The sequence below is a fragment of the Zymobacter sp. IVIA_12111.31 C1 genome, assembly GCF_047495495.1.
Classification (GTDB): domain Bacteria; phylum Pseudomonadota; class Gammaproteobacteria; order Pseudomonadales; family Halomonadaceae; genus Zymobacter.
This window is the reverse complement of record NZ_CP179930.1, coordinates 1,309,937-1,333,229: the sequence shown is the minus strand read 5'-3', so window position 1 is coordinate 1,333,229 and position 23,293 is coordinate 1,309,937. Positions and strand designations below refer to the sequence as shown.

The following is a 23,293-nucleotide window of genomic DNA, read 5'->3' as shown; positions in this document are numbered from 1 at the left end:
GCGCTGTTCTATAAGGTTTTTTTATTCACGTTCAGGAGGTGTCCATACGAGTGAAAAATAGCACTTTATCAGCACTAACCTATTGAAAAGAGACGCTTTGAACAGCGTACTGCTGTCGTTCGGGAACGCGGGAATCACAATAATGAAGGGTCGTCGATGCCACTGAGACATCAAAGATGCTGGTCGTTAGGTACTCTTTTTCGTCAGCAAACTCATCGCGGCAGATCACTGCGTAGCCACCCGTACATGATGGCATTCTCAAGCGCTTAAACCAGCGTAAACACCTACCTTTTTATGAATCCTTATCAACGTCGCTGTTCATGAATAGAAGCTAGGTAGCCCCGCACTTTATGCGAGGCTAGGTTCACCACTTCATCATCAGACCAGCCACACAACGTAGCCATAAGGCCATATGAAAAAACCAATCGTCTAACGTGTAATTGTCGCCTGCAGAAAGACAGGTGTATCCACATTGAGGCCAGAAAAATCGGCAGCTTCTAGCGCCTCTATTCCCTTGCCACAGAGCGGCAGGAAACCCGAGACCGTGTCTGCATAGGCATATTCCAGCTCATCGTCTTCGATAATAAAAGACACCTGACAGGAGTGGCCTTTGGCTTCTTCTGGTGTAGCCACCGACTCAAGCGCCTGCTGAACGATAGCGGTATAGCGTTTGGATGGGCTGACGTCTTCTCTGGCGGTGCCCTGTTCGACCAGCCCTTCTTCACTGATCTCACACGGCATGCCGTGGGCCCCCTCCTGATCGAACGATAGAACACCGGCGCGCTTGCCTAAATCGTCGCCGTACTCGGCCGTCATCAGCACATCGTTCTTGCCAGGATAGTGCAATAGATAGAGTCGATACCCCCCAGCACCAGCAGGTGAAAGCGAGCACACGAGATCATGCGAGATGCCCTTGCGGTCCAATGACGGCAAGGGGTCAAAATCGCAGCCGGTGTTTTTTTCACCAAAACATTCATCGGGTTGGATGACGATTCTCGTTGGCATGATAGGCGGTGTATCGACTTCATCCGTTTCCAGCGCGACGTACCATCCCAACTCTTTTTCACTGTCCATCAGTAAGGTTGCGATAGCACCAAGCACATTGATGCGGACGTGCCCCGAGCGCCGCATCGCTGTGGGATTCTGCAGCAGTTCAACGCCATTCTGCCAATAGATGGCAGACGTTGCTTGCCAGTTCCACGCCCATCGCGATCCTTGCTCTCCCATTACACCCAGGATGAAATCGGCTAGCTCAACACTCGGCCGACTGCTCAGCGTCGCGGGGTGAACATTGGCCGTTGAGGCTGGCGCATGCTCTGGCTTCTGCAGCAACCATCCGATGCCGAGCGTCGATGAAGCAACCCCTAGGAAACAGCCAAGAAAACAAGGCCAGAATTTATTCATAACTCCCCCGATCCTTTCCGTGTCGCGGCAATGATCACACCTTGCCTCAAGGCTCAAGCCATCACCGCATTCTTTGTCTTTTCGCTAAAACAGCGCCTTTCACTCTTCAGGCCAGCGCGCTCCCTTCTGCGCATTCGCTTGTGGCCATTACCACACACCATCATGAGTGACGGAGGTGTAGATCATGGTGCGCCGTGCCAGCATTTATTCTTCGACAAAGATAATACCGCAAAAACAATGCACTACCCCACACCAAGATGCGCCATCACGCCGCGATATCGTCTCATCATGCCCGAATAGCTTTCCCCTCTTTTCTCACCACAGGCAAGCAACAAGCGGTGCGACATCTCGGCCACAGCTCTGCATACGCCGAAAAATTTGTGTACCGTAATGCCCTCCGGATAACGGGTAACGCCTTGAAATGCTACTCGGTTAAATACATTCACGTTTTGCGCAAGGATATAGAGTCCGATGCACAGTGCATCCCCCAAACTGGCGACGCATCAGATCGTCATGATTTCCATTGGCGGCGTTATTGGAGCAGGCCTGTTCGTCGGTTCGGCCAAGGCCATTGCACTGGCTGGCCCGCTGGCACTGGTGTCTTACACCACAGCGGCATTGCTTATGCTATGTGTCATGTGGGTGCTCGCCGAACTGGCCACTGCCCGCCCCGATCTGGGGTCGTTTTCCGTCTATGCGGATACCACCATTGGCCGCTGGGCAGGCTTCTCGGTAGGCTGGCTGTACTGGTGGTACTACCTGCTATTGATGGCCATCGAATCGCTGGCTGCGGGGCATATCCTGCACGGCTGGCTTCCCTCAGTGCCGATCTGGCTGGCCGCAGTAGCCGTCATTTTGGTGATGACCGGCTGCAACTGCCTAAGCGTGCGCGCTTTTGGCCGCGCCGAATACGGCCTGTCCTTCGTTAAGGTTATCTCCATCATCGCTTTTCTGATCGTCGGTTCATTGGCCGTACTGGGCATTTGGCCGCAATCCGCACCGACGGGGCTTGCACTGCTCGTCGATTACGGTGGTTTCGCTCCCAACGGACTGGCAGCAGGCGTCAGTGCCTTCCTGATTGCACTGTTCAGTTTTCAGGGCTGTGAAATTGCCACCATCGCCGCGGCGGAATCCGATCACCCCGTGCACAACGTCCGCGCCTCCATGCGCGCCGTGGTCTGGCGCATCACGCTGTTCTATATCGGCTCGATTCTGCTGGTGCTCTGTCTGGTGCCATGGAACAGCCCACTACTGAGCGAAGGTGCTTATCAAGCCGCACTGAACGTCATCGGTATTCCTGGTTCTGCGGCCCTGATGGACGTCGTCATTTTCACGGCGGTCATCAGCTGCCTCAATTCGGCGCTCTATACGGCATCGCGAATGGCATGGTCGCTATCGAAGCGCGGAGACGCGCCGCAGCAATGGCAGGTACTGTCTGCCCGCCATACACCGTGGAAGGCGATCGTCTCTACCGCGGCCGTAGCGCTGATCATCATCATGGCACACGTGGTCTTCCCTTCCCGCTATATGGAGTTCCTACTGAATTCCGGTGGTGCCGCCATCCTGCTGGTGTACTGCTCAATACTGACCTCGCAGCTGATCGCTCGCCGAAAGTGGTCGGTCTCGTCGCATGAACAAATTCACGTGCCCGGCTATCCGTGGTTCAGTGCAATCGTGCTGCTACTGATGGCCTCCGTCTTCGGCATCATGGCATTCATGCCCGAACAGCGCAGCGTGCTGGGCACCACACTGGCGCTCGCCGCGGTGCTGGTACTGATTGGCCGCTACCGCCGTTCGCAGCGGTCTTGAACGCACGACCTGCGGCCAACGATGACCCATTGACCGCACCGCAAACACGCCGCCCGTGCTGACAACCGCCGGGCAGCGTGTTTTTCATACCACTTCACTCTCATCAATCAGCCTGCATTTCTTCCTCTGCCCCAACCTCGCCTTACCTCATCGGATGAAAGAGGAATATTCCATGCAAAAAAGATATATCAACACGATATACGGATACCCAACCTTATTTTCTCAATATATAAAAATTGTCATTCTCACTAAACTTTAGTTCAGTAGCCACTGTCACTCTTATTCCATTACAGTAAAATTCCTGTAATCTCTTATCGTGGTTAAATAAAATGAACAGTCAATGGCAGATAGACCTATTTACACGCTTAAATGGCGTCACGCGTCTACAGGATGTACTGGATGTCACGCTCAAAATTGTAAAACCTATGGGCTTCGATTATGTCGGCTGGAAAGCGATGCTGCCTGTTCCAATGTCGAACCAGCGCATTCTGGCACTCAATACTGCCGAAGATGGAACAATCGAAAAGATAGGGAATGGCAGTTACGACTACACGCCAGTGCCCCGTCACTGTGCTCGCTCTACCGAGCCCATTTCATGGCTAGGCACCCGCGAGGACTGGCTATTCGAGGCAGTACCCGACGTCATGGAAGATGTCTATAGCTGCGGTCGATTCGGAGGATGGGCACAGTCGCTGATAGAAAGTAAAAGAACATACAATATGTTTTGGGTAGATACGTCATCACCAATATCACCATCAGATATACAACATGTGAATAAAAAGATGGAGTGGGTCGCCACCTCCGTATTAATAAAAATGAATCAAATACGTCAAATATCAGATATAAGATTATCGGAAAGAGAAAAAGAGGTCTTACGTTGGATGGGCGATGGAAAAACAGCAGTCGAAACTGGCAAGATACTTCATCTAAGTCAAAGTACTATCAATTTTCATCTCAGAAACGCCATGTTGAAGCTGGATGCACCCAATAAGACCTCCGCTATTGTCAAAGCAATCTATCTTAATCTTATTCACTAGATCATTCAGATACCGCGCTCTATTGCATAGGACAGGCCATCTGCATCAAAAAGCCTATGAGGCGCCATCATCACGCACACGGAGGGGTGATGGGCGCCAATCAGAAGAAGCCCTCTCGAGGCATGAACACAGGATTGAGAAAATGCGCGGCCATTGTTATAGTCGACTGGTCTAATTCAAGCAGTGCATTCGATACCATGAAAAATTCAGCGCAGGATGTCAGGAAACACATACTGGATACCGCTTACGGCATCATCGCCCAGAAGGGGTTTTCTGGAGTAGGCATCAACGAAATCCTGACGAGCGCAGGCGTGCCGAAGGGATCTTTCTATTATTACTTCGGCACCAAGGAAGCGTTTGGAGAAGCGTTGCTGGAGGAGTATTTCGACACTTATCTGGCCCGCGTGGACGATATTCTGAGCGTGCCGGGGAATACGGCCGCTGAGCGTTTGCTGCAGTATCTTGGCTACTGGGCCAGTTCTCAGTCATCCCCTGATGCCACGGCAAAATGTCTAGCGGTCAAGCTGGGCGCTGAGGTCAGCGATATGTCGGAAACCATGCGCCATGCTCTCCACAAAGGCACCCAACGGGTCATCCAGCGCATCACCACTGCTCTCCGTGAAGGCGAGGATGACGGTTCTCTGTCCCTCTCTATTGCTCCCGAAAGGATGGCAGAGATGCTCTACCACCTGTGGCTTGGCGCATGCATTCGTCAGAAGATCACACGCGACAACGCTGCCCTGGAAACAACCCTGACCACGACTCGGCATCTGCTGAATCTGAACGCCTGAAAAAATTTAACCGCCTTATATACGACTGGTCTAATTTAGACATATCGGCACGTGTTCAAGGCCGTAAATACATCGTCTTGCGCATGCCGGAACGCACTGAACTAGGGTGCGCATCAAAAGGAATCTACCAATGACATCAGCCCTTTTCACACCCGCCAAGCTGGGCCGCCATACTCTCGCAAACCGCATCTTCCTGCCTCCCCTCACGCGCTGCCGCAGCAGTCAGCCGGAGGACATTCCCAACGCTCTGATGGCAACCTACTACCGTCAGCGTGCTAGCGCAGGCTTCATGGTGACTGAAGGTACAGTTATTGAGCCGCGCGGACGCGGCTATGCATGGACGCCGGGCATCTACACGCCGGAACAAGTGAGCGGTTGGCGGAAAACAACCGACGCCGTGCATGCTGCTGGTGGCGTAATCTTCTGCCAACTGTGGCACGTCGGGCGCGTTTCCCATCCGGCCCTGCAGCCGAACGGTGAGGCTCCTGTCGCCCCTTCTGCGCTACAGGCCAAGAGCGTGAAAGTCTTTATTCCGACAGGCGAAGGCACGGGTGAGCTGGTACAGCCAGGGCTGCCCCGTGCACTCAGCGTAGAGGAGATCAAGGAAATCGTTCAGCTGTACGCCACCGCCGCTCGGAATGCGATTGATGCAGGCTTCGACGGGGTAGAAATCCACAGTGCGAACGGCTATCTGCCCAACCAGTTTCTCTCAATGCACACCAATCAGCGTCAGGATGAATACGGTGGCTCGCTCAGCAATCGCCTGAGGTTTTTGAAGGAGATCGTTGAGGCTGTAGCAGAGGCCATTGGTGCCGAGCGCGTCGGCGTCCGCTTCGCCCCGCTGTTCACAAGTACCGATGACACCGACCGTACCTATCTGGGGCTGGTCGAAGACAACCCGCACGAGACCTATCTGGCAGCCGTCAGCATGCTGGAGAATGCCGGTGTAGCGTATGTATCCATCGCCGAAGCCGACTGGGACGATGCACCAGAGATGCCGGAATCGTTCCGCCAAGCGATGCGTTCCGCCTTCAGTGGTGCCATCCTGTACGCGGGCAAATACACCGCGGAGAAAGCACGCAGGATCGTTGACGCAGGTCTGGGCGATTTAATCGGCTTCGGACGCCCGTTCATTGCCAACCCCGATCTACCTGCGCGTCTTGCGCATGACTGGCCCTTGAACCCACTCGATGCGGCCACCATGTACGGCGGCACAGACAAAGGCTATACCGATTATCCGCTCTATCAGGCCCCTACTGCTGATGATGCCTAACACTAAGCGCGGTGACGGTAGCCGTACACGGTAAGCGGCAGCAAGAAGAAGGAAGCCCAGTGCTTCCTTCTTTTCATCTGCGCGGTACGTCCCTATCTGCATAACATATTGGAGCGATGTCGCCATGTGGCCTAGGGTGCCACGGTGTCTGCGATACGTTTTCTGCCATCTAAAGGCCTAGAACAGCAAGGTCTTCCGAACATCAGCCATGGTGCCACCGGTCAACACGGAGGCCGCTTGCCGCCAATGGCATTCACCTGATCATCGTGAACCGCTATCATGGCGACCACTACGGCCAGATGGACGGCCGCAATGCCATTTCATCCTGTCTGCCTTTGTAGAGGACACCTTTCTAGCCATGCTGCCCGATACGCTGACCTTTCATTCTGCTGGCCCTCTCGTCGATATCGGTGCCAACCTGACGCACGAAAGCTATGCGCGCGATCTGCCCGCGGTGCTGGAACGCGCGGCCACTGCCGGTGTTTCGGCCATCGTGCTGACCGGCACGGATGAGGCCTCTATAGAGCAGAACATCGCCATCATGGAGCGCCACGCGAGTGATGAATCGCTGCCCCTGCTGCGAGCCACTGCCGGCATCCATCCCCACGATGCCAATCACTGGTCGCCTAACATAGAGCGTCTGCTGCGCGATGTACTGCGCCGCGACGATATCGCTGCGGTGGGCGAATGCGGGCTGGACTATTTCCGAGACTACACACCGCGCGATCAGCAGCGCCACGCCTTCGAGGCGCAGCTTGCTCTGGCGGCCGAGTATGGGCTGCCGCTGTTCCTGCACGAGCGAGAGGCGGGGCCGGACATGCTGGACATGCTGACCCACTGGCGCGATGGCATCCGTCAGGCCGTGGTGCACTGCTTTACCGGCGATAGGAAGACGCTCTATGGCTACCTCGACCTAGATCTTCATATCGGCATTACCGGCTGGGTCTGCGACGAACGCCGAGGGCAGCACCTGCACCCCTTGATCAAAGAAATTCCCGCCCATCGCCTGATGATCGAGACCGATTGCCCGTATCTGTTACCACGCGACCTGCCCGCGTCTCCCAAGGCTCGCCGTCATGAACCGGCCCTGCTGCCGTGGATCAGCCGCACGCTGGCACGGTTGGTCGATGAGCCAGAAGACGTGCTGGCGCAGCGCACGACCGAAACAGCAACCGCCTTCTTTTCTCTTCCCGAACAGACACTTCACTTGCCTGCACGCGCCCGAGCCTCACAGGAGCATTGACCATGAGCGATTCATTTCCGGCTTTTCTCTTCATCGAAACCGGCGACGACCATCTGCCGCTGGCCATCTGTTGGTCACTGCCCGACGGCCAGATCAAGCACACGCTGATTCAGCCACTGGAAAGCTGGGGCGGCGACCACACCGAACTGGGCGACTACGATATCGATACGCTGCATGCCTCGGGCGAGCGCCCGCTGGACGTACTGCGTGAGCTGGAAGCGGATCACAGCGGCGATACGGTCTATATCAACGGTCTCAATGACGATGAAGAGGCACTGGAGCGGCTGTTTGATGAATACGGGATTGCACCGTTCATAGCACTGGAGCCGCTGTCCTCGCTCTATCCGGACTGCGATCAGGAAGAATGGAGCGAACTGCGTGGCGAACTGCTGCAGGAACAGGGCCTGACGCCCATGCAGGCCGACCATGAGCTGCTGGTCATGCTGATGCTGCACCGCCGCCTGAATGGTGAGGAAAGCGACGAGTATGGCGTGGGCGGCGACTACGACGTTGACTACTGATCGGCGTGTGGCGGCGCAGGGCGGATAACCGCACGTCGTCCCCCTCACGCCCAAGCGCATTCATTATAGAAAGACGGCAAGACCCGTTCATCGTGGCCTTACCGTCTTTTTTCATTGCTATCGTTTATGTTCAGTGACAGAGAGCTTTTAGCCAGATCGCCTCCCCGGCATGCCACTGCGCTGGCCAGCGTGCTACTGCACAGGCATTACCTGCAGCGATTGGCGTATCAGTTGTCCTAACTGCTCGAACGTACCCGGCGCAATGATGTCCACGTGTCGACACGGCAGTGGGTGTACGCACAGCTCACCGACATAGGGGGCCCAAACCTCCCGTACGTTCCATCCCTCTGGCAGCGACTCCGTCGCGGCAAACAGTGTGACCGTGCCGTTGAAGCGATCGGTGCGCGTGGTCGACAGCAACCGCACGGCATCGGCATAGTTCTGCCCGATATCATCAAACAGAGTGTCCTGCTGCCCGTTCTGCGGTGCCAGATCAGCGGCAATGGTCATGAAACGCTCACGTTCGCGCTCGATTTCGCGCAGCACCTCGTCATCCAGCACACCGTCCCACTGCTGCGTTTCTGGCGGATAGGTATCCAGCAGCCCTAAAAAGCGTACTTCTTCGCCCAGTGCTTGCAAACGCGCCGCAACCCCCTGTGCCAACGTCCCACCCAGCGAGTACCCGATCAGATAATAAGGGCCGTGCGGCTGTACCCGCTGCAGGGTGGCAAGGTGGCGATCGCAGGCCTCCGCCATATGTGCGCTAGTGGCAAGCACGCCATCAGGCACGGGAGACTGCAGCCCAATCAGCCCCCAGCCGCTGTCCAGATAGCGCAGCAGTGAACTGAACTGCCACGAAAAGCCGGAAGCAGGATGAAAACAGAACAGCGTTGCACCATCGGCGCTCGGGCGGCGCAGCGTCAATGTTTCATCAAGGCCTGCGTGGGCTGCCGCAGCCTCGTCGCCCAACGCCTCGGCCAGCTGGGCCACTGTCGGTGCTTCCATAATCAATCCAATCGAAATGGGCTGGTCATTCCAGCGCCGCAGTTCGGCAATCACCTGCATCGCCAGCAGCGAATGCCCACCGAGAGCGAAGAAATCGTCGTCGAGATGAATCGTGTCAATGCCCAAGAAACGACTAAACACCGCCGCCAAACGCTGTTCGAGCACCGTTTGCGGCAGGCGCTGGGGCGTATCGTTCGCGACGGTGGGCACTGGCAGTTGCTTACGGTCCAGCTTGCCATTAGCGCTTAGCGGTAAGGCGTCGATCACAACCAAAGTTACGGGCACCATATGCGCGGGCAGCTGCTGACGCAGCACCGCGTGAAGGGCAGCACTGTCAGGCCGTTCATCCGGCTGTGCGGGCGTAATGTAGCCCACCAGCTGGCGCTGATCCTGTTCGCCGCCACTCACCTGCCCCAGCACCATGGCCGCCACCGCAGCCTGTCCAACGCTCGGTTGTGCCGCCAGTACATGTTCGATTTCACCCAGTTCGATGCGCTGCCCACGCAGCTTAAGCTGCCCATCGCGTCGCCCCAGATATTCGACCACGCCGTCATCGCGCCAGCGGGCGATATCTCCGGTGGCATACATCCGTTCTTCAACGGGATAGCCCGTAGAAGACGTGCCCGCGGCCATGAACTGCTGCGCGGTCAGTTCCTCACGGTGCAGATAGCCATCGGCAAGCTGTACCCCCGACAAAAAGAGTTCACCCGCAACGCCCGGCGGCACGGGCTGTAGCCGTTCGTCCAGCAGCCGCAAGCGCGTGTTCCATACCGGCAGTCCGATCGGCACACTGCTGCCCACTACCTGTGCCAGCGACTCTCCAAAGGCGGGATAATAGGTGACATCAATGGCCGCTTCCGTCGGCCCGTACAGATTGTGCAGAGGCACATGGGTATGCTGCTGCCAGCGTTGCGCCAACCCCGTCGGCAGCGCTTCGCCGCTGCAGAACACTTGGGTCAGTGACTGCCAGCGCTGATCGTCAGGGGCCGCCGCCAGCGTATCCATAAACGTAGCCAGCATCGACGGCACGAAATGCAGGGTGCCGACCTGATAGCGGTCAATCAGCGCCAGCAGTTGCTCAGGGTCACGGTGTGCTTCAGGCGGTGCCATCACCAACGTTGCCCCAACCATCATCGGCCAGAAGAATTCCCAGACCGATACGTCGAAGCCGCACGGCGTCTTCTGCAACACGGCATCCCCTTCGCTCAAGGGATAGCGATCCTGCATCCACAGCAGGCGGTTGACGATGGCACGATGCGAGACCACGACCCCTTTTGGTCGCCCCGTCGACCCTGAGGTATACAGAACATAAGCAGCATCTTGAGGGTCTGGACCTTCCGGCAACGATACGGGCGCGATCGCGGTAGTTGCCAGCAGTGCGTCATAGCAGAAGATCGGTGCCGTACCGTCGAAGCGCGCTCGGCAGTGATGATCGGTGATCAATCGTCGCGGACGCGCATCGTCACACATCAGTTGCAGGCGGTCGTCAGGGTAGCCGAGATCCAGTGGTAGCCACGCCGCACCCAGCTCGACGACGGCCATCATCGCCAGTGTCAGACGTACGGAGCGCGGCAACGCCAGCGCCACGATATCGCCGCGCTGCACGCCCTGCTCGGCCAGCGCAGCGGCAAGGGCCTCTACTTGCTGACGCACCTGACGATACGTCAGCGTGTGCGTATCATCGCGCAGCGCGATGGCCTCTGGCGTACGCAGTGCCTGCTCACGCAGACAGGCAGGCAGTGTCGTATCTGGAACGGGGTGATCCGTGGCGTTGACGTTTGCCAGCAGGGCATGTTCTTCCGGTAGCAGCATGTCCAGATCGCCCAGTGCACGCATCGGTGAGTCCATGGCCTGCTCGAAAAGTGGCGCAATACGGGCGGCGTGACTAGCCAGTGAAGCGGATGTATAGCGCTGAGCATTGGCCTGCAAGGTCAGCGACAGCGCCCCGTTTTCCCCTACGTGTAGCACCAGTTCAAGGTCGCGTACCGGGCCGGTCACCCATTCGTGCGTCTGGTCGTCCCAGCCGGACAAACGCAGTCGATGATCGAACATCTTGACGTTGAAAACGACCCCGTGTGGTGCCGCCGTCAACTGACGTGCATCACGCTGGATCTGTTCCGCATCGTAGCGCTGGTGACGCTTTATCGACCGCACCGTGCGCGCCAAACGCTGAGCGTTCTTCACCAGTGCCTCATCCAGGTTCAGTTCGACACCCAGCGGCAGTACGTTGACCACTGGCCCAGTGGCAGTCAGCGCGGCCGAGCCCAGGCGGCGCATAAAGACCATGCCGGCCGCATAGCGCGACTGTCCACTTAGACGAGCCACCCACAGCGCCAGCAGGGTTAGCGCCATATCGACGCCCGTCACCTGTTCCGTTTCGCCAAGCTGCTCCAGACGTGCCAATGCGCCTTCCGGTAGCGCGATGTCATGGCGCACAATCTTCGTCGTCAACCGCGCCGTATCCAGCGCCTGCTCGGACAGCGTCACGGGCGCCGGCAAAGCCGCCAGCTGCTGTTGCCAGAAATCGGCGTCCTTCTGCGCACGCGGAGAGGCATGGTACTGACGGTATTCATCGACGACCGCCGCGAACGGTGTGAAAGGTGTATCACCAAGCGGCTGATCCGCACCGCTACGGTGATAGACCTCGCCGATACGGCGTGCGATAGCGGCAAAGGAAAACCCATCGACGGCCAGATGATGATAGCGCTGATACCACAGCCAACGCTCGGGGGCTCCTGCGACCTTAATCAGTAGGTGACGATAGAGCGGCTGTCCTTCACTGATGCGAAGGTCCTGCTGCAAATCTTCCTGCATCAACTGAAGCGCCCGCTCATCGGCATGCTCGTCATGACTGAGGTCGAACACCACGGGAGCCGCCATCTCATCGGCATGGCGCACATCCGGCCACTGCTGCCACGGCACCCCATCGGTATCGCCATAGTGCGCATTGAGGGTATCCACCTCGGCCATTACCTGACGGATGGCCTGCACGAAGGCCTCAACGTTCAGCGAAGCATCGGCTTGCGCTCGAAGCTCGGTGGAATGGGCCACGATGAAGACATTGGTATCGAGGGCGGTCTGCTCTGCGACCCAGATCCCTGGCTGCGCGGCAACCAATGGCAAAGTGATGGTGGTGGACACGAACGTTCACTCCCTTGAACCGAAGATAGAAAAAGGCCTCCCCGTACGGAAAGCCGAGGACAACAGGATGGGCCGCAAGACACGCCGGAGGCGTATCTCACAACAAAGCATCACGCCAGAGGAGGATGGGGCAGCTCCCGCCACAGCCAACGCAGGCCACTAAGAAGGCCATCGCGCCACCACAGCGCATCGTGACCGCCTTCACGCACGCGGTAGTGCACATGGTGATGCTGGCGTTCGAGCACATTGAGTAGCTGCTCGTGAACGTGGTGAATCAGATGTTCCTGCCGCCCCGCCTCCAGATAGAGTTCCAGCCGGCCGTTTTGACCTAGCCCTTCCTCCATCCGGTGCAGCAGCCAGCAAGCATCGTCCGGCAACGTATCAAGCAGCATCAGCTCGCGGCGCGGCCACCAGAACGACCCCGATTGTGCCAGTACCTTGCCGAAGCGTTCGGGCCAATGCAGCCCGGCATACAGCGCGGACAGGCCGCCAAAACTTTGCCCGGCCACCAGTGCACTGCCCGGCGTGTCGTCAAAACGCGCCCAGTGTTGGGCCTGCGGCAGTAGTTCTTCCTCCACCGCCTGCCAGAACAAAGGATTGCAGGTCAGCTCACGGCGACGCGTAGCGTTATCGACACTGTCGATGAAGAGGTAGGTTGCTTCGGGAAGCTGACCGGCACGGGTCATTTCGATCAGTGCCCCAGGCAAAGGCATCTGCTGCGTCCAGAACCCACCGTCCAGAAAGACCGCCAGCGGTCGCTTGGATGGGCAGCGGCGACCTGTCGTCATCACCCACACCGAGCGTTCGTTTTCCAGCAACGCACTGTTCCAGCGATGCACCTGCCACCTCGTCGCGGCACGTTCGGGATCGGGAAGAGATTCGCCTTGATCCCAGCGCAGCCATGAATCAGCGATGGTCGCTCTGGGCATATGCAGCGCCGATGTGGCATGCCCTCGCCCGCTGATCCAACGCCGCCCCGCGTTGAGCGGGTCGTCCTTGCCGTGCGGCAGCGCACTGCGCCACCACGCCCGCAACGCATGCCACTGCTGGATGCGCTCCTCTGGGGCGGCCGCGCCATCCACACCTTGTGCCTGCATCAACCCTTGGTCGCCGTCATCAGGAATGAAGCAGTAACTGCCGCACCAGCGGGCATCAAGCAGCACGGTGTAGTGCCACACATCCGTGCCCGGCAGGCGGATCAAGGATATCGGAGGCTGCATGGCATGGTGGTCAGTCAGGCAGTTGATGCACAGCCAGACATGGCGGCACGACGAATGCCGTTCATCGCCCTCGGGATCGCGCCAAACGAAGGTCACTCGGCATCGGTGTGGGGTCTGGTACTCGATCAACGGGGTGCCTCGCTCCTTGAGGCGCTGCCACCAGTCGTCATCGCCGACGTTGCTGCGCGCTAGCCAAGGGTGCAGCACGTCCTGTGCTACCTGCGTCTGAAGAGACTGATCGGGTAAGGTCATCTGGCGCTACTCTGGACGGGGACAAGAAAGTTCCGAATCATGACCACAAATCTTATTGATAATAATTCGCGTTTACAATACTGTGACGAAGGATTGCACTGCATGACGATTGATTCCCAACGATAACTTTACTGGAGGAAGGCCAATGAAGCGGCCGCTGCACCCATCGTTCGCCCTATTCGGTCTGACACTAGGCAGTATGTCACTGTATGCCCATGCGGCAGACGATACGAGCTCGGATGTAACGACCCCCGATACGATCGAAGTCACGGCGCCCGCGATACAAAGCCTGCAGGCACTCGGCGTATCCACCATTGGCAGTGAAGATATCGAGAAGCACCCTCCCGCACGTGATGTGTCCGAGCTGGTGCGAACCATGCCCGGAGTTAACCTGATCGGCAACTCGACCAGCGGTCAGCGCGGCAACAATCGTCAGATCGACCTGCGCGGCATGGGGCCAGAGAACACCCTGATCCTCGTTGATGGACTGCCCGTGTCCAGCCGCGGCTCGGTGCGCTATGGCTGGCGCGGCGAACGAGACAGCCGCGGCGACAGCAACTGGGTGCCGCCCGAAATGATCGACCACATCGACGTGATTCGTGGTCCGGCTGCCGCTCGCTACGGTAACGGTGCTGCTGGCGGGGTGGTCAACATCATCACCAAGAAGAACAAAGACAAGCAGTGGCACGGCACGCTGGGGGGCTACATGAACGCTCCTCAGCACAGCAGTGAAGGCGCGACAAAGCGCACCAATTTCAGCCTGTCAGGGCCACTGGCACAGGACGTCGATTTCCGTCTGTTCGGCAACTACAGCAAAACCGATGCGGACGACTGGGATATCAACGCCGGCCATCAATCGCAGCGCACGGGCACCTATGCCAGCACGCTGCCCGCCGGACGCGAAGGGGTCATCGACAAGGATGTCAACGCCGCTATTGACTGGCACTTTACTCCCCAGCAGACGCTGAGCTTTGAAGCAGGCTTCGGTCGTCAAGGCAACCTGTACGCAGGCGACACCCAGAACACCAATACCAGTGCGCTGGTGCGGTCAATGTACGGTAAGGAAACCAACGTGCTGTACCGTGAGACCTTCGCTCTGCGCCATACCGGCCAGTGGGACGATGGCGTAGGCACCCAGAACTACCTGCAGTATGAACGCACGCGTAACACCCGCATGAATGAAGGACTGGCGGGCGGCACCGAAGGGATCTTCTCTGACGGCAACTTCTCGACGTCGCGCCTCAATAGCCTGACCGCCCACAGCGAAGTCACGCTACCGTTCTCGTTCGTCCGTCCGCAGAGCGCTACGTTCGGCGCGGAATGGACGCACCAGAGCCTGTATGACGCATCATCGACATCGCAAACCACCGCCACCGGCGGCACCATCAGCGGCCTCTCATCCACCGGCCGCGACCCTAAAACCGATGCCGACCTGTTCTCACTGTTCACCGAAGACAATATTGCACTGACCTCTTCCACCCGCCTGACACCGGGACTGCGCTTCGACCATCACTCCACGGCCGGCACTACCTTCGGCCCATCACTCAACCTGTCGCAGGACATGGGTGATGACTTCACCTTGAAGATGGGCATTGCCAAGGCCTACAAAGCGCCCAACCTGTACCAGACCAACCCCAGCTATCTGCTCTACAGCAACGGCCAGGGCTGCTATACCGGGACGCCGTGCTATCTGCTGGGCAACGAAGACCTCAAGCCCGAAACCAGTATCAACAAGGAGCTGGGGGTTGAGTTCCACCGTGGCAACGTACTGGCCAACCTGACCTACTTCCGCAACGACTACCACAACAAGATCGAAGCCGGCACTACACCGATCGGTACCACAACTAACGGCAAGACCAATCTCTATCAGTGGGAAAACGTACCACGTGCGGTCATTCAGGGGATTGAAGGCTCCGTCAATCTGCCGGTCACCGATACCATCACTTGGAACAACAACCTGACCTGGATGCTGGAAAACCGGAACAAGTCCACCAACGACTACCTGTCCGTCATTCCCGAGTACACCCTCAACTCGACGCTGAGCTGGCAGGCCACTGACGACTTCTCTATGCAGTCCACCGTGACGTGGTATGGCGTCCAGAAACCCAAGAAATACAACTACAAGGGCGAAGCCACCAGCGGAAGCGAACGCCAGACGGTCAGCCCGTATGCTCTACTCGGCATGAGCGGTACCTACAAGGTCAATTCGCATCTGTCGGTGACGACCGGGATCGACAACGTACTCGATAAGCGTCATTTCCGTGAAGGCAACGCACAAACGACAGGCAATGCCAACACCAACTCGTACATGTACGGGGCCGGGGCTGCCACCTACAACGACCCAGGCCGCACCGTATACGTCAGTCTGCAGAGCTCGTTCTAACACTGTTTCTCTGCCGGCGGGTCTACCTGTCGGCAGAGCCTGAGCGCCTTTTTGTTTGTCCATGAAAGACAAGGCGACGCCCTGAATTCTCCTGAGCCACTCGACCCAGAGGAAATGAAAGATGAACGCACTGAACTCACGACTGGCACGCCGCATTGGCGTGCTCTCACTGGTTACCGGGCTGACACTGCCGCTCGCGCATGCGGATACCACTCCGGTAACGCCTGCTGCGGTCCAGACGGCCGCCACTGACGGTCGCATCACACAGAACGTCCTGACCAAAGGGGTCTATCAGGTGGAGTACAGCGCCAAGCGCCACATGCTGTATGCCGCCGTTGCGGGCGACCGTACCGACACCAACGATCATGGCAGCCTGCTGGTGATCGACCCGACCACCCTGAAGATCAGCGCGCGGATAGCGACCGACGTACGCCCCTTTGGGCTGGCACTCGACGATACGCTCGGTCGCCTCTATACCAGTGATACGCTGGATGCCTCCATCAGCATGTTCGATCTCCAGCATAACGGCCGCCTGATGAAGTCCGTGCGCCTATCCGAGAAGAGCGATACCGACGGTAAGTACCCGTACCGCCCGCGTGAGATTCGCCTTGATGCAGCACACCATCGCCTGTATATCAGCGCCCTTGCCGAGCAGGGCCGCATCTATGTACTGAACAGCCGCACGCTCGAAACGCTGAACGTATTTGATAACGTCGGCAAGAAACCCACCGGGCTGGCCATTGATGCCGCCAAGCAGCGCCTGTTCCTCTCCAACGGTGACGGTGATGTGCAGGTACTGTCGATGCAAGATGGCCGCCTGCTCGGCCACCTCAACGTAGGCACCCTGCCGCTCAACCTGCTCTATGATGGCGCTACGCAGCACCTGTATGCCACCGACTACAAAGGACAGGCCGTCGTCAGCATCGATGTCAAGGACAGCACTCAGCCGCGCCTTGAGCAACACATCGCCACTGAAAAAGGCCCTGTCGCCCTGCTGGCCGTACCGCAGCGTCACGCCATTGCCGTCACAGAGCACGATGCCGGTAACGTGGCACTGTTCGATACCCGCAATGGCCAGCTGATCGAGCGTTTCACTCTGGGCAACCAGCCCAACAGCTTGGCTGCCGTTTCCGGCAAACCGACACTCTTCGTCAGCGTCAAGCAGCCGCGCGCCAAAGACCTGTCCACCCCGGGGCCAGACAGCATCGTGCGTATCGATGTATCGAAATAGAGGTATGACCGCCTAGCGGAAAGAAAAGATAAATGCCCTGCCGCACGAGAGCATTCGTGCAGCAGGTCAGAGTGGAGGAATGGTAAAAACCTTGCCGCAGCACCATTCCCCACTGATGTTGGCTGCTTCTCGGGCACCTCGCGCCGGAAGCAGCTTTTTTATGGGCTGATGAAGGATCGCGGCCACCTTGATGCCGGCGGTAATACCGCCCCAGTCTGCGCGAGACATAAGCATAGTGACGCATGAACTTGAAGCCAATCTTATGGCGCTATAGGCTTGGTGCCCACTGTCCATAACAGGACGCTGCGCTGCGGGTATGGCGACCGAACGCTACCGTGTGCCATACCGTCCCCTCGTCCTATTACCGGGAAGATCATTCCTATGTCCCAGCCTGCCTCTCGACGACTTTCTCAGCCCTTGTCCTTTGCCTTCGCATGCCTGCTCACGGGCGTAGTGGCCGGCATCGGCGGACTGATCCTGTCGTCACTGCTGCATATCATTCAACATCTGGCGTATGGCTATAGCACCGACCAGATTCTCGGCCACGTCAGCTTTCTGGAAGGCGCTACCCAGGCACCGTGGTGGCGACGTCTTCTTGCGCTCTGCGTGTGCGCACTGGTCGCTGGGCTGGGCTGGTGGTACCTCTGGCAACGGATGCGGCCATTGGTCGGTATCAATCAGGCCGTACGGGAAGGAGCACCGCCCATGCCGACCGGATCGACGCTGTGGCACGTGCTACTGCAAATCGTAACGGTAGGGCTAGGGTCACCGCTAGGGCGTGAAGTGGCTCCCCGAGAACTGGGGGCATTGGGGGCGGGTCACATTGCACGACGCTTGGGGCTGTCGAGTGAAGACGTCGCGCTCTTGATTGCCTGCGGTACTGGCGCAGGGTTGGCCGCGGTGTACAACGTTCCGCTGGCAGGCGCGCTGTTCTCGCTGGAAGTGCTGCTGGGACGCTTCCGTTGGCGCATGGTGATACCGGCACTGACCACATCGGCGTTGGCCGCTTGGATTGCAGCGCTGGGGTTGGGCAACGCACCTCAGTACCACCTACACATGAGCACCGAGACCTCCCCTCAACTGATGATCTGGGCCATTGCAGCAGGCCCGCTGCTGGGCCTCGGTGCCTACGCATTTTCACGCATTACCGAACAGGCCCGAGTCAGCGCCCCACGCGACCACCGCCTGTTCTTCTACTGCCTGATCAACTTCCCACTGATCGGGCTGATGGGCATTGCAGCACCGTCGATCCTCGGCAACGGCAAACCGATCGTCCAGAGCTGCATCGACGGCACCTTCACCTTACCGGTACTGCTGATGGTGCTGGCATTCAAGCTCATCGCGGTCTGGGGCAGCCTCAAATCAGGTGCGCATGGCGGACTGTTGACCCCCGGACTTGCGATGGGCGCGATTATCGGCACGCTGGCGGGCATGCTATGGAACAGCGTACTGCCGGGCATGCCTATGGAAGCGTTTGTTCTCGTTGCGGCACCCGCATTTCTGGCCGCGTCGATGCGCATGCCCATGACCGCACTGGCACTGGGGCTGGAGCTCACCCGCGTTGATCACTCATGGCTGTCACCGATGGTGCTGGCGACTGCCGGCGCACTGGCCACTGCTCATCTGTGCCGTCAGCGCTGGAGCTGATAGCCTCTAATTAGCAATAGCCATCAACCTAAAACGAAGCGGGCATACCATACGGCATGCCCGCTTCACATCGACAAAGAACCGCACGCTACTCATCATTTTTTAGGGGGTAGCGTGTCCCATAGATGTTCGATCGCCCCGGCCAGCGCCTGCCGCGCTGCACTGGATTTCGTTTTCGTATAGGTGTGCAGCAACCGTACACAGTCTTCCGCCGCCTCGCTTCCCTCGTCCGTACCCTCTTCATAGCTCTCTCGCGCTTCCTCGAGCCACTTGATCAGCGCATGGACGGCACGTCCTGAATCGGCTTCCGTGGTGTGGTACAGCGCTTTCAGATGCTCACGTACAGACATGATCAGCCTCTTGATGCGGATGGGTGATCAATTCATCACAGCACTTCTCTACCGAGAGCGCAACACTCTGTGCGCCCGTTACGCCCATCATCCACCTGGGCATGTGGTCACACGATAACCCCGACAGCTTTTGCAATGCCGCCCACCCCACGCCCTTCATCTGACCCGCAGGCGAGGGCGCGAGGCTAGATCATATTGGCACCAAATCGACGAGGGTACGCCGGACAGAAACAGGCCGCCAGCCAATATGGCAGTCGCTTTTCGTGCGCCCCCGCATTGCAGCCATCCTTTCCGTTCACCGTACGACAAACACGCTCTATCCAGACGCTGAACCACGACGCTACTCTAATCTTTCCAGGCCCATCGCCGATCCAGGATGCCTTCCCATGACATATGCGCTGTACATTACCTATCGCCCTTCTTCGCGCCAACGTGGCGCCACCTCACACGACATGACAGCGCTTGCCGATCAGATCAACCGTGTGGAAGGGCTGATTTCTAAGGTATGGATCCAAAATGAGGAAGACGAACTAAGAGGCGGCTTCTACTTCTTTGATACCGCCGAACATGCCGAAGCATGGAAGGAAAGACTGGTTCAGGAACGCACAGCCGAAGGGGCGACCCAGCTGAACTACCAGCTCTTCGACGTCGTTGATGACTTCACCGCCAAGACATGGCACCAACCTGCGGCATGGCAACAGGCCTGAGCCACTCGTGCATGGGTCATCGCCTCATGCGCCACGGTATAGGAAGAAAGCAAAGAGAAGTGAATCCGCTGAGGCCCCTCCCGTCACGGACCACCAGCGGCAAAAAATCAGGATGCCCTCTCCGATTGAGAGGGCCAGCAAGGGCACCCCACCGTCAGATAATAGTCTCCAATAATGATCGGCAAGGGGCCAACGATACTGTTACAACAACCTACAGCATGCCCTTATCCTATCGTTATGCCCATCGTCCTGTCGCTTATGGGCAGATTCTCATCACTCGTCGTCACTATCATCCATATCATTGCAGTGCAGCCGATAGCCCACGTTGTTGGGCCGATCTCCCTGTTCAGGCACGATAGGCACCATACGGCATTTATGCTCCGTAGCGGGCATGCCGCGGGGGCTGGACATATGATCCGCCGAACGTGAAGCGTGTTCTTCTTCGCTGCGAGGACCGGGATGGCTCGCAGCAAACGATTGATGAGGAGCGTGCGAAGCAGGGGAAGAATGCTCGAATGCCTTAGCGGGTGTACATACGGCCCCCATCAACAGTGCAACCGCGGTACAAGAAAGCCCGTTCCTAAATGTCATGACGCTGCCTTTTCTATTTTAAGTAGATGCTGCAAACCTTTGTTCTGCCGCTGCTGATATACGCACAGAGCGAATACGGCACTGCCGCACCGATATGGCAACCCTCCAGTTCGACAATATCCACTTCATTGGGCCACACATTCAAGCGCACTCAACCTCGGCTAGGCCACTGATTCTAGCACTCTTTTTAACCAATGATAACGAACCGCACCGTTGTATAAACCTCCTCTCATGCCACGTTTTGCACATTTTAAGATAGGATCATCGACTCGGCTGAGCTTCGAGGGCAACCATCACGCTTGCATCATCCACCAGCGTTCTTTCATAGCGAGTGTCACGGATGAAGCAACCACTTTGATCCCTACCCGCTGGCACCTCCCCCAAATCGACCTTGCCACACAAGATTGCAATAAAGGATATTGCCACGGCGGCCAGAACTCCGGCTTACCGAGCGGCACCACGATAAGCATCGCGCGACATCTCCGTGGTTATCATGACAATTCGAGCATGCCCATAACCAAACAGCCCCGGTTCATAGGAACCGAGGCTGGATATCACAGCAAGATGTCATACAGCGGCGCTGCCGTTACCACGCTTTGGATATTGAGACATTACTAGACACGTTGAAGTAAGGATCAATGACGAACTCATCTTTATCTTTTACTTTTCCGATAAGCACGGTGCGAGTAAAAGGCACCTCGGACAAGGCCTGCTTGGACGTGATAGCGATTTTCTTCAATGCATCGGACTTGGCCCAGTCGGCCATAGGCTTCTGCTTGATGACCGCATCGACACGCCACACATCACTGATACTGGCGGGCGGTGTTGCTGTGGTATCGCGAGTAATAGACGCAATACTGACGACTTCATAGCCCTCGGAAAAGCAGAGCGCCTTGTTTTCCGGCACATATACCGCCTTTCCAGCGTCGGTCAGCGCGTAATCCCGCCCATCATGGGTCAAAATACCGGCATCCACGAACGGCTGAAGATTGTTGGCATTGCCCGGCGCAATACCCGAGCCGAAGCTACTGTCATCCAGCTGAATGGGAAAGTTATTGAACAGGACAGAGGTAAAGCAAGAGTGCTGGGGAAGCTTGTTCTGTATGGCCTGCTTTATATCGCTATCAGAAGGTTTGTCAGAGCAGCCCTGCACGAAAAGAGAGGTTGCCAAGGCAAATATCATAATTCTTTTCATCTGCTTTTACCTTTGTTAAAACATCCCGGATACGATATACCACTGGACGTCAGCTTAGCCCAATTTTAATGAGTAATCGAGTTATCCTTCTATTCTCATTTATCAATGACATAAGACCATAGTCTAGAAAAATGGAAGTTCTTAAACTCAATGTAGCGCCCATATCAATAATACTCAAAATATTTCGCAACGTTACTTAATGAAAGAATAAACAACAGGGTCAAATCTCATCATTGACCAAGATGCTTATTCATAAGTATACCGTTTAGGCAGTACCGATATCGACACAGATTTACCTACTGACCTATAGAGAATATGACAGCAATAGGCCTGTCCACGATGGCCTTGCATACACGACAACAACTGCGTTTCGCCTCGCCCAGCCCTGATGCTCTTCTAGAGAGGCACGATTTATCAGGCACGCATCTTTTATGCTGCATGAGCGAAGTTGTTCATGTTGATGCCGCCCTTTTATTCAAGGCAAGAATACATCGCATTGTGATGCGGATAAGGTCAGAAGACATTCTGAATGGTGGCTATTGGCACAGCACAACGTTTCCAAAAGGCGCTGCGTCCGGCTCAAACAAACGCTTTTCTCATGGTGATAGTAGATGACCGTGGCAGGCATATATCGGAATACCACCGTACTTGATGCAAAGACGACAATGTATTCGCCCTGCCCGCTCCCTTTAGAGCCTGTTTCATAACCCCAATATCCATGCCATTGAAGGGACTTCAAACCCCAAAATTGCGGTAGAAACCGTCTATTTTAGAAAGGGCAAAAACAATCACTCAGGTTATAAAACAGTTTATTATATGAAACAGTCTCTTATAAGGGCCGTCCAGATATTGTCGCTAAAGAACGGCTCTATTCATCGCAGGCGCTGATGCGGCATGGAACCTGCCGCATTTCAGTAATAGTGCTTGGTGGCAATACCGTACGCTACACGGTAGTGCATATCAGCAATCGCGATGGCCCATACAACAGGGACCAATGCATCACAATACGTTTCATCCGAGGCTATCACTAACGCTCCAAGAACAATCGAAGAAGAGCCAGGCAGGTAATGAATATAGAGGGGTGTGGTCCACAGCCAAGGCTCATCACGCCTGCCGATGCCAGCGCCCCCCTTTTGCGGAAGCAGGAATATGGTGAACATGGAAAGCATCGTAGTGAGGTGTCGCCATAACGACAGGCGTCGCAGGGCGATCGCGCATCCAACGAATCGAGCGACCAGGGTACTTGCGCGCAAGGCTCGCAAGCGTCTCGTGGTCGTGGATGTAAATACGTCTACGCATGACAACTCTCCTCTCAGATAGGCATGCTGCAGGTCGCGTGGCCATTCACGGCCACATACTGTATGCATACACAGTATTCTACTACACACTTCCCACGATCGGAAACCGTTCCTCGCTGTCATTTTTGCGCTTACATGGCCACCATGGGTACAGGCAAACCAATCCTGTCGGGATAACAAAGAGATAGCGGTAAG

General features: G+C 57.0%; 16 protein-coding genes. 10 read left to right on the top strand and 6 right to left on the bottom strand.

The window, feature by feature from the left end:
* Positions 1 to 429: 429 nt before the first annotated feature.
* Positions 430 to 1,404, bottom strand: coding sequence for a hypothetical protein (locus ACMHYW_RS05945; protein ID WP_414501307.1), 975 nt, complete (start codon positions 1,402 to 1,404; stop codon positions 430 to 432).
* A gap of 471 nt (positions 1,405 to 1,875) precedes the next feature.
* Between ACMHYW_RS05945 and ACMHYW_RS05940 the strand changes: the two genes are divergently transcribed.
* From ACMHYW_RS05940 to ACMHYW_RS05915, 6 genes are all read left to right on the top strand, one after another.
* Positions 1,876 to 3,213: an amino acid permease gene (locus tag ACMHYW_RS05940; RefSeq protein WP_414501306.1), complete on the top strand. Its 1,338-nt coding sequence runs from the start codon at positions 1,876 to 1,878 to the stop codon at positions 3,211 to 3,213.
* 329 nt (positions 3,214 to 3,542) lie between these two features.
* On the top strand, positions 3,543 to 4,250 hold the full coding sequence (locus ACMHYW_RS05935; RefSeq protein WP_414501305.1) for a LuxR C-terminal-related transcriptional regulator: 708 nt from the start codon (positions 3,543 to 3,545) through the stop codon (positions 4,248 to 4,250).
* Positions 4,251 to 4,339: 89 nt separating this feature from the next.
* The gene (locus ACMHYW_RS05930; protein WP_414501304.1) at positions 4,340 to 5,041 is read left to right on the top strand and encodes a TetR/AcrR family transcriptional regulator; all 702 of its coding nucleotides are present in this window, start codon (positions 4,340 to 4,342) and stop codon (positions 5,039 to 5,041) included.
* Positions 5,042 to 5,171: 130 nt separating this feature from the next.
* A complete protein-coding gene (locus ACMHYW_RS05925; protein ID WP_414501303.1) occupies positions 5,172 to 6,314 on the top strand; it encodes an alkene reductase in 1,143 nt (380 codons plus the stop codon).
* Between the two features lie 358 nt (positions 6,315 to 6,672).
* Positions 6,673 to 7,557: a TatD family hydrolase gene (locus ACMHYW_RS05920; RefSeq protein ID WP_414501302.1), complete on the top strand. Its 885-nt coding sequence runs from the start codon at positions 6,673 to 6,675 to the stop codon at positions 7,555 to 7,557.
* Positions 7,558 to 7,559: 2 nt separating this feature from the next.
* On the top strand, positions 7,560 to 8,078 hold the full coding sequence (locus ACMHYW_RS05915; RefSeq protein ID WP_414501301.1) for a hypothetical protein: 519 nt from the start codon (positions 7,560 to 7,562) through the stop codon (positions 8,076 to 8,078).
* Between the two features lie 192 nt (positions 8,079 to 8,270).
* On the opposite strand, the gene ACMHYW_RS05910 is transcribed toward ACMHYW_RS05915, so the two are convergent.
* Together ACMHYW_RS05910 and fes are read right to left on the bottom strand one after the other, a co-directional pair.
* Complete coding sequence (locus ACMHYW_RS05910; protein WP_414501300.1) at positions 8,271 to 12,224, bottom strand: amino acid adenylation domain-containing protein; 3,954 nt, start codon at positions 12,222 to 12,224, stop codon at positions 8,271 to 8,273.
* 110 nt (positions 12,225 to 12,334) lie between these two features.
* A complete protein-coding gene (gene fes, locus ACMHYW_RS05905) occupies positions 12,335 to 13,696 on the bottom strand; it encodes an enterochelin esterase (protein ID WP_414501299.1) in 1,362 nt (453 codons plus the stop codon).
* 145 nt (positions 13,697 to 13,841) lie between these two features.
* Here fes and ACMHYW_RS05900 point away from each other — a divergent pair, with 145 nt between their 5' ends.
* The 3 genes from ACMHYW_RS05900 (at position 13,842) to ACMHYW_RS05890 (ending at position 18,957) form a co-directional block, all read left to right on the top strand.
* Positions 13,842 to 16,079, top strand: coding sequence for a TonB-dependent siderophore receptor (locus ACMHYW_RS05900; RefSeq protein ID WP_414501298.1), 2,238 nt, complete (start codon positions 13,842 to 13,844; stop codon positions 16,077 to 16,079).
* A 121-nt stretch (positions 16,080 to 16,200) separates the two neighbouring features.
* Entirely contained in the window at positions 16,201 to 17,310 is a 1,110-nt protein-coding gene (locus tag ACMHYW_RS05895; RefSeq protein WP_414501297.1) for a YncE family protein, read from the top strand.
* 381 nt (positions 17,311 to 17,691) lie between these two features.
* On the top strand, positions 17,692 to 18,957 hold the full coding sequence (locus ACMHYW_RS05890; protein WP_414501296.1) for a chloride channel protein: 1,266 nt from the start codon (positions 17,692 to 17,694) through the stop codon (positions 18,955 to 18,957).
* 95 nt (positions 18,958 to 19,052) lie between these two features.
* Here the strand turns inward: ACMHYW_RS05890 and ACMHYW_RS05885 are convergent, their stop codons facing one another.
* Positions 19,053 to 19,307, bottom strand: coding sequence for a hypothetical protein (locus ACMHYW_RS05885; RefSeq protein ID WP_027704759.1), 255 nt, complete (start codon positions 19,305 to 19,307; stop codon positions 19,053 to 19,055).
* Between the two features lie 386 nt (positions 19,308 to 19,693).
* On the opposite strand from ACMHYW_RS05885, the gene ACMHYW_RS05880 reads away from it, so the two are divergent.
* The gene (locus tag ACMHYW_RS05880; protein ID WP_414501295.1) at positions 19,694 to 20,014 is read left to right on the top strand and encodes a YdhR family protein; all 321 of its coding nucleotides are present in this window, start codon (positions 19,694 to 19,696) and stop codon (positions 20,012 to 20,014) included.
* A gap of 1,177 nt (positions 20,015 to 21,191) precedes the next feature.
* Here the strand turns inward: ACMHYW_RS05880 and ACMHYW_RS05875 are convergent.
* Together ACMHYW_RS05875 and ACMHYW_RS05870 are read right to left on the bottom strand one after the other, a co-directional pair.
* Positions 21,192 to 21,800 carry a hypothetical protein gene (locus tag ACMHYW_RS05875; protein ID WP_414501294.1) on the bottom strand — a complete coding sequence of 203 codons (609 nt, stop codon included), beginning with the start codon at positions 21,798 to 21,800 and terminating at the stop codon, positions 21,192 to 21,194.
* A 1,104-nt stretch (positions 21,801 to 22,904) separates the two neighbouring features.
* Positions 22,905 to 23,099, bottom strand: a complete 195-nt coding sequence (locus ACMHYW_RS05870; protein ID WP_414501293.1) for a hypothetical protein — start codon at positions 23,097 to 23,099, stop codon at positions 22,905 to 22,907.
* Positions 23,100 to 23,293 lie beyond the last annotated feature (194 nt).

What these genes read in the sequence shown, in the direction of transcription:
- ACMHYW_RS05945 (WP_414501307.1), bottom strand. Translation starts at nt 1,404, where the DNA reads ATGAATAAATTCTGGCCTTGTTTTCTTGGCTGTTTCCTAGGGGTTGCT.
- ACMHYW_RS05940 (WP_414501306.1), top strand. Translation starts at nt 1,876, where the DNA reads ATGCACAGTGCATCCCCCAAACTGGCGACGCATCAGATCGTCATGATT.
- ACMHYW_RS05935 (WP_414501305.1), top strand. Translation starts at nt 3,543, where the DNA reads ATGAACAGTCAATGGCAGATAGACCTATTTACACGCTTAAATGGCGTC.
- ACMHYW_RS05930 (WP_414501304.1), top strand. Translation starts at nt 4,340, where the DNA reads ATGGGCGCCAATCAGAAGAAGCCCTCTCGAGGCATGAACACAGGATTG.
- ACMHYW_RS05925 (WP_414501303.1), top strand. Translation starts at nt 5,172, where the DNA reads ATGACATCAGCCCTTTTCACACCCGCCAAGCTGGGCCGCCATACTCTC.
- ACMHYW_RS05920 (WP_414501302.1), top strand. Translation starts at nt 6,673, where the DNA reads ATGCTGCCCGATACGCTGACCTTTCATTCTGCTGGCCCTCTCGTCGAT.
- ACMHYW_RS05915 (WP_414501301.1), top strand. Translation starts at nt 7,560, where the DNA reads ATGAGCGATTCATTTCCGGCTTTTCTCTTCATCGAAACCGGCGACGAC.
- fes (WP_414501299.1), bottom strand. Translation starts at nt 13,696, where the DNA reads ATGACCTTACCCGATCAGTCTCTTCAGACGCAGGTAGCACAGGACGTG.
- ACMHYW_RS05900 (WP_414501298.1), top strand. Translation starts at nt 13,842, where the DNA reads ATGAAGCGGCCGCTGCACCCATCGTTCGCCCTATTCGGTCTGACACTA.
- ACMHYW_RS05895 (WP_414501297.1), top strand. Translation starts at nt 16,201, where the DNA reads ATGAACGCACTGAACTCACGACTGGCACGCCGCATTGGCGTGCTCTCA.
- ACMHYW_RS05890 (WP_414501296.1), top strand. Translation starts at nt 17,692, where the DNA reads ATGTCCCAGCCTGCCTCTCGACGACTTTCTCAGCCCTTGTCCTTTGCC.
- ACMHYW_RS05885 (WP_027704759.1), bottom strand. Translation starts at nt 19,307, where the DNA reads ATGTCTGTACGTGAGCATCTGAAAGCGCTGTACCACACCACGGAAGCC.
- ACMHYW_RS05880 (WP_414501295.1), top strand. Translation starts at nt 19,694, where the DNA reads ATGACATATGCGCTGTACATTACCTATCGCCCTTCTTCGCGCCAACGT.
- ACMHYW_RS05875 (WP_414501294.1), bottom strand. Translation starts at nt 21,800, where the DNA reads ATGAAAAGAATTATGATATTTGCCTTGGCAACCTCTCTTTTCGTGCAG.
- ACMHYW_RS05870 (WP_414501293.1), bottom strand. Translation starts at nt 23,099, where the DNA reads ATGCGTAGACGTATTTACATCCACGACCACGAGACGCTTGCGAGCCTT.